Annotated in this window: 12 protein-coding genes; 6 read left to right on the top strand and 6 right to left on the bottom strand. The window is 49.3% G+C overall.

Annotated features, from left to right (window positions below; translation table 11 throughout):
* Window positions 1-6 precede the first annotated feature (6 nt).
* The 6 genes from AC0YN3_RS05600 to AC0YN3_RS05575 all read left to right on the top strand — a co-directional run bounded on the left by AC0YN3_RS05600 (window position 7) and on the right by AC0YN3_RS05575 (window position 5,585).
* Window positions 7-504: a cell wall elongation regulator TseB-like domain-containing protein gene (locus AC0YN3_RS05600; RefSeq protein WP_475774079.1), complete on the top strand. Its 498-nt coding sequence runs from the start codon at window positions 7-9 to the stop codon at window positions 502-504.
* Between the two features lie 113 nt (window positions 505-617).
* A complete protein-coding gene (locus tag AC0YN3_RS05595) occupies window positions 618-1,148 on the top strand; it encodes a hypothetical protein (protein WP_475774078.1) in 531 nt (176 codons plus the stop codon).
* Window position 1,149: 1 nt separating this feature from the next.
* Window positions 1,150-2,643 carry an AAA family ATPase gene (locus tag AC0YN3_RS05590; RefSeq protein WP_475774077.1) on the top strand — a complete coding sequence of 498 codons (1,494 nt, stop codon included), beginning with the start codon at window positions 1,150-1,152 and terminating at the stop codon, window positions 2,641-2,643.
* A 105-nt stretch (window positions 2,644-2,748) separates the two neighbouring features.
* Entirely contained in the window at window positions 2,749-3,666 is a 918-nt protein-coding gene (locus AC0YN3_RS05585) for a 3-hydroxyacyl-CoA dehydrogenase family protein (RefSeq protein ID WP_475774303.1), read from the top strand.
* Window positions 3,666-4,877: an acetate/propionate family kinase gene (locus tag AC0YN3_RS05580; protein WP_475774076.1), complete on the top strand. Its 1,212-nt coding sequence runs from the start codon at window positions 3,666-3,668 to the stop codon at window positions 4,875-4,877. Before AC0YN3_RS05585 ends, AC0YN3_RS05580 begins: the two co-directional genes overlap by 1 nt.
* Before the next feature lie 27 nt (window positions 4,878-4,904).
* Window positions 4,905-5,585: a DnaD domain protein gene (locus AC0YN3_RS05575; protein WP_475774075.1), complete on the top strand. Its 681-nt coding sequence runs from the start codon at window positions 4,905-4,907 to the stop codon at window positions 5,583-5,585.
* 193 nt (window positions 5,586-5,778) lie between these two features.
* On the opposite strand, the gene AC0YN3_RS05570 is transcribed toward AC0YN3_RS05575, so the two are convergent.
* The 6 genes from AC0YN3_RS05570 to AC0YN3_RS05545 all read right to left on the bottom strand — a co-directional run bounded on the left by AC0YN3_RS05570 (window position 5,779) and on the right by AC0YN3_RS05545 (window position 11,626).
* Window positions 5,779-6,756 (bottom strand): MerR family transcriptional regulator, encoded by a 978-nt coding sequence (locus AC0YN3_RS05570; protein WP_475774074.1) that lies wholly within the window; start codon window positions 6,754-6,756, stop codon window positions 5,779-5,781.
* A gap of 139 nt (window positions 6,757-6,895) precedes the next feature.
* On the bottom strand, window positions 6,896-7,549 hold the full coding sequence (mtnB, locus tag AC0YN3_RS05565) for a methylthioribulose 1-phosphate dehydratase (protein WP_475774073.1): 654 nt from the start codon (window positions 7,547-7,549) through the stop codon (window positions 6,896-6,898).
* Window positions 7,549-8,229, bottom strand: coding sequence for a 2-hydroxy-3-keto-5-methylthiopentenyl-1-phosphate phosphatase (locus AC0YN3_RS05560; protein WP_475774072.1), 681 nt, complete (start codon window positions 8,227-8,229; stop codon window positions 7,549-7,551). Before AC0YN3_RS05560 ends, mtnB begins: the two co-directional genes overlap by 1 nt.
* Window positions 8,229-9,458: a 2,3-diketo-5-methylthiopentyl-1-phosphate enolase gene (locus tag AC0YN3_RS05555; protein ID WP_475774071.1), complete on the bottom strand. Its 1,230-nt coding sequence runs from the start codon at window positions 9,456-9,458 to the stop codon at window positions 8,229-8,231. The genes AC0YN3_RS05560 and AC0YN3_RS05555 overlap by 1 nt, the downstream gene beginning before the upstream one ends.
* The gene (gene proC / locus AC0YN3_RS05550; RefSeq protein ID WP_475774070.1) at window positions 9,455-10,324 is read right to left on the bottom strand and encodes a pyrroline-5-carboxylate reductase; all 870 of its coding nucleotides are present in this window, start codon (window positions 10,322-10,324) and stop codon (window positions 9,455-9,457) included. The genes AC0YN3_RS05555 and proC overlap by 4 nt, the downstream gene beginning before the upstream one ends.
* A 51-nt stretch (window positions 10,325-10,375) precedes the next feature.
* Window positions 10,376-11,626 carry a glutamate-5-semialdehyde dehydrogenase gene (locus tag AC0YN3_RS05545; RefSeq protein WP_475774069.1) on the bottom strand — a complete coding sequence of 417 codons (1,251 nt, stop codon included), beginning with the start codon at window positions 11,624-11,626 and terminating at the stop codon, window positions 10,376-10,378.
* Window positions 11,627-11,636 lie beyond the last annotated feature (10 nt).

Below are 11,636 nucleotides of genomic sequence, written 5' to 3'. Positions count from 1 at the left end.
CCGTTCATGACGCTGCAGAGATGGATATTTCTTATCGTCGCTGCTCTCTTGCTGCTCATTACCACCGTTTTCATTTATTTTCTTGATATACAAAATCCGCAGCGTACCGCCATTGAAGAAGCTAAAAAGCAAGCTGTCGAAGCAGCGGGACTTACGCAGGTCGAGCACGTATACCATCAAGTCTGGGACAAAGCAAGCTGGATCGTGGAAGGAACCGATCAGGATGACGAGAAAGTGTTCGTATGGCTTGCGGATGAATCGAATCCGGAGATTGTGAAGGCTTCTACCGGAATCTCGATGCAAGAGATGAAAACCGGCTTCAAGGGCGAGCATCCTAATGCGAATATTATCAGGATACAGCCTGGCTTGCTTGATAATCAGCGGGTGTGGGAAGTGTACTACAGCAGCGGAGACGAGACGAAGCATTATAAGTATGATTTCTATAGCTTTGACAGCGGAGCATTAATCAATTCGTATACGCTGCCTAACCGGACGGAGCCATAAGGCTCCGTTTCCTTTTATTGATGGACGATTCTTGCAGGGATAAATGATATACTTTCGTATAGAGATTGTGATATACGGAAGTGTCATATAAAACTGCGGGAGGGATTTTATACATGATGAGACCGCGAGTTATACCCATAGTCATCACTGCGGCCATTTCGGCTGGCGTTCTGTTTGGCGGCTGGGCGATTTATAATCAGGTGGCTTTAGCTGCGCCGTTAGAGCAGGTAGCGAAAAACGTAAAAGGCGTTATCGCTTCAGATAAACCGGTAATTGCCGGGGACCAAATTACCCTTTCACTCGAGCTTGCAGAAGACGCCAGCTTAAGGGATGTTTACGCGCATATTGAAGCAAACGGAAAAAAGGTTTTTGATGAAAGGCAGTTAGTTCTCGATATTAAACAAAACACAGACAAAGAGCTCGATGAGATATGGTTTGCGGCTATGTTCGACATCGCTGAAGCGATGGAGAATAAGACCTATTCCGGCATTCCTGCGGCAATGGACAAAGCGGCTGCGGTTAATAAGGATGTTGAAGTAACGACGGAAATGGATGATACGAACGTATATGTGACGCTTAGAAACCAGAATGCTGTGAAATACGTCGTGCTGCCGCGCACGTCTGCCCAATTGGAGGCGTGGTAATATGCGTAAGTTCGGAATGGAAATCGCGATAGGCATCGTGCCGGTAGGCATCGTTTTTTTAATTTTCATTGGGCAAAATGTCGTTCCCATGCTGCTGCTTGGCCTCTTAGGCTTTGCTGTCGTATATGCGGCAAGGGGCCGTGGCAAGCTCACAGCGCTGTCAGGCCAGAAACAGCGTGCCGGAGAAAAAACGAGTCCTCTTACCTTTGATCAGATCGGAGGACAGGAGCGTGCAAAACAGGAGCTTGTAGAGGCGCTTGATTTTCTTGTCCATCAAGACAAAATTGCAAAGCTAGGCATACGGCCGTTGAAAGGTATATTGCTCTCTGGTCCTCCCGGAACGGGAAAGACGCTTCTTGCGAAAGCAGCGGCCCAATATACGGATTCCATTTATTTGGCTGCTTCAGGCAGTGAATTCGTAGAGATGTATGTCGGTGTCGGAGCCGGACGCGTCAGAGATTTATTCAAGGAAGCAAGAACAAAAGCAAATAAGGCGAAAAAGAGCAGTGCCGTTATTTTTATTGATGAGATCGAAGTCATCGGCGGCAAGCGGGATGGCGGGCAGCAGCGCGAATATGATCAGACGTTGAATCAGCTATTGACGGAGATGGACGGGATATACGCCAATGAATCTCCGCGAATATTGTTGATCGCGGCAACCAACCGCAAGGAAATGCTGGACAGCGCGCTGCTGCGGCCCGGCAGGTTTGACCGGCACATAGGCGTAGATCTTCCGGACAAAAAGGGCAGGCTGCATATTTTGAACATCCACGCGAACAATAAGCCAATAGAGCCTGACGTTGACCTCGACCGCATTGCTAGGGAATCGTTCGGTTTCTCGGGCGCACAGCTCGAGAGCGTCATGAATGAAGCGGCGATTTATGCGATGCGTGACAGCAGCGAACAGATCGCTGAGAACCATTTGTCGATGGCAATTGATAAAGTGATGATGGGCGAGAAGACGGATCGCGAGGCATCGAAGGAAGAACGTGAACGGATTGCGCTCCATGAGCTTGGACATGCGATCATGGCGGAGCTTGTCCGACCCGGCAGCGTATCACAGGTCGCTTTGTCGCCTCGTGGGCAGGCCCTTGGGTATGTTCGCCATAATCCGCAGCAGGATCAGTATTTATATACCAAAGATTTCTTGAATGGGCAGATCATGATTGCTTTGGGCGGTGCAGCAGCGGAAGAAATGTTCTACGGCGACCGCAGCACCGGATCTAGAGGGGATTTCGAGCAAGCCATGAATATCGTCAAAACCATGATGGAATCGGGACTCACCGAGCTTGGCATTATTGACACCAGCATGCTGACTAAGGACGTATGGGCTTCTACGAACCGATTGATTTTGGATCAGCTGATGCTGCAGACAAAAGCGATGCTGGAGGCTAGAAGATTGGTGTTTACGCAATCGCTTGAAACGCTTCTGCGCGAGGAAACGCTTAGCGGCGATGAATTCAGAAAACTGTTTTCGCCATATTCAGCTGCATAAAACGTTTACAATATTACAATTTGAAGGCGGAGTACGTATCCGCCTTCTCTTTTTGATGAAAAACGTTATAATAAGAATGACTATAAATATAGAGAATGCTTCTCAATTGGTTATAAGAGGCATAAGTACCATACTAAAGGAGAAAATACATTGCACATAAAAACAGTGGGCGTGGTAGGAGTAGGAACTATGGGGCAAGGAATAGCAGAGATGCTGGCCTCAAGAGGATTGGATGTTATCATTATCGAGCGCTCGGAGGAGCGTCTTGCCTATGGCAAGGAAATGATTGAGGTAAGCCTGGATAAGCAAATTGAAAAGTGGGCGCTCACGCAATCGGAGAAGAAGCTTATTATAAATAGAATTCAAGCAACGACCAGCTATGACAGACTGGCTGAATGCGAGCTTGTCATTGAATCGATTACGGAAGATCTAGAACAGAAGAAAGCCATATTCGAGACCATTGATCAAATCTGCGGTGCTGACGTTATACTTGCCAGCAACACCTCTACGCTCAGCTTAACAGAGCTTGCCAGCGTTACTAGCCGACCTGACCGCGTAATCGGCATGCATTTCATCTATCCCGTATCCAAAATCGATTTAGTGGAAATCGTACGCGGGTTAAAAACCTCCGAGGATACTTTCCTCCAAACGAAGCATTTCGTCGAAGAAGTCATCAACAAAAAAGGGGTCATGGTGTTTGAATCACCTGGCTTCGTAACGACACGCCTTATCTGCTTGTTCATAAACGAAGCGCTTCACGTGCTTGAAGAAGGCGTTGCTTCCGCTGAGGATATTGATAATGCAATGCGTATCGGATACTCCTTCCAGCATGGGCCATTTGAAATGTGCGATCGCTTCGGTTTGGATTCCGTGCTTGCTGCGTTGGACCGGATGTTCCGAGAGTATGGCGAACTGAAGTATCGTCCGTCTATCGTATTGAAAAAAATGGTGCGGGCTGGACATCTCGGCGCAAAATCAGGCGTAGGCTTTTTCAAATATGACAAGGATGGGGATCGGATATAATGAAAGTACTAGTCATCAATGCAGGAAGCTCCTCATTAAAATACCAGCTCTACGATATGCGGGATGAATCCGTTCTTGCGAGCGGACGCGTTGAAAGGATCGGAATGGATTCTTCCATCGTAACGCATGAGCCAGTCGATAAGCCGGAAGTACGCAACGTGAGCGAAATTCTAGATCATGTAACGGCCGTGAAGCGGGTAATCGATATGCTGACGAATCCGGAATTCGGCGCGATCAGCCATTTGAACGAAATCGAAGCTGTAGGCCACCGCGTTGTGCACGGCGGCGAAGCCTTCAGCAGCTCCGTACTTGTGACACAGGAAGTCAAATTAGAAATACGCAGATTGTTCGATCTAGCTCCGCTGCATAATCCTGCTCATATGATGGGGATTTCGGCGGTAGAGACGAATTTGCCGGATGTTCCGCAAGCAGTCGTATTCGATACAGCATTTCACCAAACGATGCCTAATACCTCTTACTTGTACCCAATTCCAACCGTACTTTACCGCCGCCACAAAATTCGTAGGTACGGTTTCCATGGCACATCGCATTCTTACGTAAGCGCGCAAGCCGCAAATTATTTGCAAAAGCCGCTTGAGTCTATCAAAATGATTACTTGCCATATCGGCAACGGCGCAAGCTGCGCGGCTATCCTAGATGGCAAATCATTCGATACAAGTATGGGAATGACACCGCTTGAGGGCTTGATGATGGGCACGCGCAGCGGTGACATTGATCCTGCCATTGTACCTTTTGTCATGAACAAAGAGGAATTGACTTTAAATGAAGTTAATTCTATGCTGAATAAACATAGCGGCATGCTTGCCATTTCCGGCATAAGCAGCGACATGCGCGAGGTAACCGAAGCAATGGTTGACGGCGACAAAAACGCTAAGCTTGCCTTTGACATGTACGCTTACCGGGTTAAAAAGTATATTGGTGCCTATGCAGCGGCAATGAACGGCGTAGATACAATCGTATTCACAGCAGGCGTTGGCGAGAACTCCGTTGCGCTGAGAAAAGCGATATGCGAAGGAATATCCTTCCTTGGCATTGAGTTAGATGACGATCGGAACGAGCAGCGGCGCAAGGATGCCCGCGAGATTACGAAGGATGGCTCGCGGGTGAAGGTTCTAGTCGTACCAACCAACGAGGAGTTACTCATTGCACGAGATACGTACAACTTAGTGAAGGAGTCCAGAACGTCATAGATGCATGAATAGGAGGCAGGGCTGGCAGTGAACAACGAGATATGGAAAGCGTACTCGCATGGCATGGCTGCTGCATTGCAAGAGGGCGGCGTATATGTATCAGCGATGCTGCTGCGTACATACCGCCAGCTTGGCATTTCAGATACAGAAGCGATGCTGCTGTTGCAGATCATGGTCTATATGGAAGCGGATATGAACGATTTCCCAACGCCGGAAGAGCTGGCTGAACGGATGGGCTTGTCCGTGAAAGAGATTGGTCAATCGTTAGGCAGGCTGATGAAGGACGAATTTCTAACCATTGACGAGTACGTAGATAACGTTACGGGAATGCAATCGGAGCGTTACAATTGGACAGGGTGGTTGTTAAAGGCTTCATCGCTTACGGCAGAGCAGAAACGAGAGTCGAGGAAAGCTGAACGCGCCCCCGTTCGGCAGCCACAAGCGCCAGCTTCGGATTTGTTCAGCGTGTTCGAGCAGGAATTCGGCAGGTTGCTTTCGCCAATCGAGTGCGAGACGATATCAGGCTGGCTGGATCATGACCGCTATACGGATGAAATTATTCGTTTTGCCCTCAAGGAGGCCGTTTTTGCCGGCAAGCTAAGCTTGCGTTATATTGATCGGATACTTATCGAGTGGAGCCGCAACCGTGTGACCAACGCGGATGAAGCCCGCGCCCATGCGCAGAAGTTCCGCGGAGGAAGAGGTTAAGCCCATTATGGGGCTTAACCTTTTTATTATTTTAATGGAGTAAATGACTGACGGTTTAGATCCTTTAAACCAAATACGAAGCTATCGGTAGCCAAAGACCGTGTTCATGACTACCATGCCAGCCAGCTAGATGGTTGCTAGCTAGAAGATAAACCATCTCTAAATTGTATTTCGCTATCGCAGATCGTAAGTTTTATGGTTTGCTAGCAAACATCAATTGAGAAGCGGAATTCAAGCGTTCCGTTACGACCGAATAGCCATGCCTCCTGAACCAGTCGACCTGCTGCATGGCATCATCCTCGTTGTTCGCCGTGGTATCGGTAATGGCAATTCTCCCGCCGCTGAGCAGCACGCGATCCATCTCTTCCAGCGCAACAACCTGCTGGGTATGATCAAGATGATGCATGGCGAAGGAGCAAGCAATAAAGGAAAAGCTTTGTGCCGCTAGCGGCAAGCTTAGCATATTGCCTTGCTTTGCATCTACAGCCGGGAGCCTGCGGCGCACAATGGCGAGCATTTCGGCAGATTGTTCAACGGCCGTAAGGCTGGCCCCAGTCTGGATAAGCAAGGCAGATAAATTCCCGCTGCCTGATGCAAGCTCAAGCCCCAGCTCTTCGCTAACCGGATCAAGCCATTCTACGGTTCGGATAAGCGCTTGGTAATATTGGTCTTCTTCGAGCACGCCTTGGAGTGCAGTAAGCGGTGAATCATAACCATGAAGCAGCGCCATCTCGTCATAATTCCATTGATCGCTCCATGATGCACGTATCATACGGTTACGCTTCATCTCATTGGCAGCATGCTCAAGCCTATCCAGGCTGGGATTTCTGCTTCGCTGCCATTCGGATACCGTTTCGTCGAGTGCTTGCAGCGCTTTGGTAGCAGTAATCCATTGCTCGTATAGAATAGAGCGGGCACTGTCTAAGGTGCGAATAAAAGTGTCGGTCTCGTTTATTCGGTTTATCGTTTCTTCGATCGTAGAGAGCGGCATGCCAAGTTCCCTTAGCGATATGATCCAACGAAGCCTGACCAGATCTCTCTCTGAGTATGACCGGTATTTATTCGCTGGTGCTTTTTGGGGCTGAATCAGCCCTTTTTCCTCGTAAAAACGCAGTGTGCGAGGCGTCACGCCTAACTGCTTTGCAGCTTCATGCACTCTTATGCTGATCACCCCTATAATCTCATTATGAACGTTTCCGTAGCGTCAAAGTCAACCATTCAATTCCATTATTACTTATTGGGCTACCATGCCTAACGAAAAAAGATGCCAAAGCAGCCGCAAGACTGTTCTGACATCTTTTATGGTCTATCTAACGGTTGCCGCGCTGCAAAAGCTCCAAACGGTACACGTATTCGAAAATGAATTCAAAAGCTTCCAGATGCCGTTTCGCTTCGAAAGCATTGGCACCCCATGCATAAATGCCGTGCTTGCGCAGCAGTACGCCAGGAATATGCTTGACGATACGTTCCGTTATTTCCGGCACGATAGAAGGGATATGGGCGAAATTAGAAACGATCGGAATATCAATATGAGCTTCTTCGTCCCAAATATTGAAGCCTTTGATAAGCTCTACGCCGTCTACCGGCACAGACTTGCGATCCCAGAAGTACTCGGAGATAACGCTATTGAATACCGAGTGGATATGAAAGATTGCACCGGCGCCGGTAAGCTTGTATATTTCGCAGTGAATCAGCGTTTCGGCTGAAGGCTTCAGGCGCGTTGCCTCACAAGGCTTGCCTTCTTGGTCAACGAACAAATAATCTTCCGGCGTATGTACGGTTTTGTCTTTGCCGCTCGCAGTTACTGCAAATTGGAAATCATCGGGATTGAAATCACCGACGCGGATGGATAAGTTGCCGCTTGTGCCAGGGAACCATCCCCGTGATGCAAACAGCTCTTTCACCTCGCGGAGCTCGGATAAAGCCCGTTGTTTGTCTTCTGTTGCGATTTGTTGAAAGCTCATTACGATTCCTTCCTTTCGTTGCTCATGCTTTGGATGATGTCATAGAATGTTTCGTATTCGGTATGAGCGAGACCAAGCTCTTTGCACTTCGTCGTTAAATGCGAACGGGAATACACGCGATCGGCAAGCTTTGCGCCTTCAAAATCGGTTACGCTGTCCCCAATAATGATGCGCTCATATTGTTCTGGGGGAAAGCGGCGCATAATCGTTGTTTTGCACATGCCGCAATCGTTGGCGCAGTTACCATCACATGGATTTGGCCATAGAATTTCAATGCGTTCGCCATTGAAGTCGCTGCCGTTGCAATAAATATGATCGCTTGGAATTTGAAACGCTTCGAGAATGGGATAAACAAAAAAATCAATGCCGCCGCTCGTAACGTAGAATTCAATGTGCTGCTCCTCGCAGTAAGCAAGAAATTCGGCAAAACCTTCGCGGATGCGTGCATTGGAAATGCTGAAATCGACGACTTCCACTTGCATGGAAGAGGGAAGGAGCCGAAAAAGTTGGCCGACTCCATCCTTTATTGAAATTTCCTGCGCAATGGTTTGTTCGGCAATCCGCTCCCAGCCCTCAGGATTGAAATGTTTGATGATTGCAATGATATTGTCATTAACGGTAATCGTCCCGTCGAAATCACAGAACACGATGCGTTTCTTGGTTGTGTTTGTTTGCGTCATTATTCCCTGATCCCCCATGCGTTCACTGCGGCTTGCAGTGCTTCATTACCAGGCTGCGCTGCTGCATCGCGAAGGGATATCCCGTCCAATGTAGCTGAAATCGCTTGGCGGAATGCTTGACCGCCTGCTGCGGTACCCATGGCATGGCCGTGAATGCCACCACCGGCGTTAACGACAACATCGGTTCCGAAATCTTTCAGGATGAGCGGTACAAGACCTGGGTGGATGCCGGCAGAAGGTACCGGAAAGCTTGTCCGGAGGCCATGCAGCGGCGAGAGCAGAGCGTCCTTCACGGCTAGGTTCTCTTCTTTAGGCATTACGACTGAGCCGTAAGGAGAAGGGAAGAGGACCAAGTCGGCGCCGGCAAGCCGCATCAGCTTGCCAAGGAGCAGCGCTGCGCTTATGCCATAATGCGGCGACGGGTACATTGCTCCTGCCATAGCCGGATGCGCTGCTATTGGTACGCTGATCGATGAATCGCTGCTTAACTCGTGCAGCACATCATAGCCATAGGCGAGAACGTTGAACAGAAGAGCATTGGCGCCAGCGTCAATTGCTTTGCGTGCGTTCGCAGCAAGCTGAGACGTCGGTCCTGTCAAATTCACGGCATACAGCAGCTTCTGACCGGTTTCAGCTTCTGCCCTGCGTGCCGCATCCATACATGCTTCGACGCGCTTCTCAAGCGGAGTCAGTGGATTCTCGAATAAGATCTCATCGTCCTTGATCAAATCAACGCCGCCAAGCGCTTGTTTGTAGAACTGATCCTGCAGGTTAGCAAGATCATATCCGACAACGGATTTAAAAATACTCATTAGCAAAGGACGGTCATGAACGCCAAGCAGCTGCCGAACGCCGTCTAGTCCGAATTTGGGACCCGGGAAAGCGGAAGCGAAAGCTTCGGATACGTCCAAGTCAAGCAGCTTGATTTTACCGTCCATCGAGAGCTTGCCGAATACCGTAACGAGCAGGGCAGGAAGATCCCGGCTGAAGTTGATATCCGGATAAGCGATCCGAATATCAGCATACCGCTCGCCAGGTGCGGCATCCGCAGGTTCATGGACCGAAATGCTAAGTACCTTTCCTAGATGCTTTTCCATATTCGCCTTTTGGGCTTCGGGAAGCTCTGTCCAGCTGCCGACTGTCAAGCCAACCGCAATGGACGTTGCTTTTTTATTGAAATCTGCTTTGTCATCGTAAGACCGGTAGGTAGCAATGCAATATCCGTTCATTCAGAAATGCTCCTTTCGATGGCAGCGCCAAGTTCCCCCGCCCGTTCGGCAGAGCGGCTGACGCCTTTTTGAATGGTACCCGCGAAATCATTCGCTTGCATGAGCTCGATTGCAGCCTGCGTCGTGCCGTTCGGGGAGGTGACTTTGCGCCTGAGCTCGGCAGGCTCCTCGCCCGTATGACGAACCATTTCCGCCGCGCCTAGAACGGTTTGAACAACAAGTTCTTTCGCTGCTGCTTCAGAGAAGCCTAGCTTAATAGCCGATTCGATCATGGATTCCATGAAGTAATAGACATATGCCGGACCGCTGCCCGAAACGCCCGTAACGGCTTGTTGAAGCGATTCATCCACTACGGCATTAATGCCGACGGAACTGAAAATGGTTTCCGTGAGCAGCGTTTGCTGTGCAGATACACGATCGGAATAACTGATGCCTGTTGCGCCTAAGCCTATTGTGCTTGAGGTGTTGGGCATCGCCCGAACGACTGCTGCGTGACCGCCAAGCAGCTTATCGATGGATTGTATGGATAAGCCGGCAATAATGGAAATGATGAGTTGATTTGGCGAGATTATGTCTTTAATAGCTGCAATCGCCTCGGCGGCATCCTTTGGCTTCATAGCTAGGAAAATGATATCGGCTTCCCGCAGATAGGATTCATTTTCTTTCCCTTGCAATATTGTTTGAACGCCGTATCGCTCGTTCAGTTCAGTCAAGCGATCAGCATTCTGGCGGTTAAGCATCGAGATGCGGTTCGCTTTTATCAACTCTTTGTTAATGATGCCTCTTGCAATGGCTTCTGCCATGGAACCAGCGCCGTAAAAGCAGATCTGCAGGCTGGCGATACTCGTTTGCGTTAATTGTGACATTCGTACATTCCTCCGATATATCGGTTCATGAATAAGCGATGAACCAAATGATTAGCCTCTGATTTGACCGTTCCCATAAATCTGATATTTAGTTGAAGTGAGTGCCGGCAAGCCCATTGGTCCGCGAGCGTGGAGCTTCTGAGTGCTGATACCGATCTCGGCTCCGAATCCGAATTCAAAGCCGTCTGTGAACCGAGTAGAGGCGTTATGGTATACAGCTGCCGCATCCACCTCCTGAATGAAGCGATCCGCATGCTCTTTGTTTTCCGTCACGATGCATTCGGAATGCTTCGTGCTGTATCGGCGGATATGCGCGAGAGCGGTATCCAAATCAGGAACGACGCGAAGATTCAATATATAATCACTATATTCTGTGCTAAAATCCTCATCTGATGCGATTTTCATGCCAGGAATAAGAGCAGCCGCCTGTTCGCAGCCACGTAACTCAACGCCAGCTTGGATAAATCGATCAGCGAGAGTCAATAGATACAGCTCGGCAAATTGTTCATGGATCAGCAGCGTCTCCATTGAATTACAAACCGATGGCCGCTGCACCTTTGCGTTGAAAGCGATCTCGGCTGCCATATTGTAATCCGCTCCGGCATCTACATAGGTATGACAAATACCGGCACCTGTTTCAATAACCGGTACAGTTGCATTCTCGACGACATTGCGAATTAAAGACGCACCGCCGCGGGGAATGACTACGTCCAGCAGGCCATTTAATTTAAGCATTTCATTAACGGAGGCTCGGTCCGAATCCTCAATAAGCTGGATGGCGTCAGCCGGCATTTCCGTAGACCGGAGCGCTTTTTTGAGAACCTCAACGATTTTCCGGTTGGATTCAATCGCAGCCGAGCCCCCGCGAAGCACGACGCTGTTGCCCGTTTTCAAGCATAAGCCGGCAGCGTCAACCGTGACGTTAGGCCTTGCCTCGTAAATCATTCCGATTACGCCGAGCGGTACACGGATCTTATTTACTTTCAATCCGTTAGGCCGATCAAAATGCTCCATAAGCTCGCCGACTGGATCAGGAAGTTCCACGATCTGCTTAAGGCCTTCGGCAATTGCGGCAATGCGGTCAGGATTCAGAGCTAAACGGTCAAGCATGGATGGAGTGGTTCCATTCTCGCGTCCATTGTGCAAATCAAGCGCGTTGGCCGCGATGATTGCTTCCTGCTCGGAGAGAAGGGCATCAGCCATGCGCAATAGGGCTGTATTTTTTTGTTCCGTAGTTAATCGATTCATTACCGTAGAAGCTTCTTGCGCCAATGCTGCTTTTGTCCGTACTTCGCTTGTCATGATAGCAAGC

It is taken from the genome of Paenibacillus sp. J22R232 (assembly GCF_056269165.1).
Note: the sequence above shows the minus strand (reverse complement) of the source record. Positions and strands in the feature narration are given on the sequence as shown.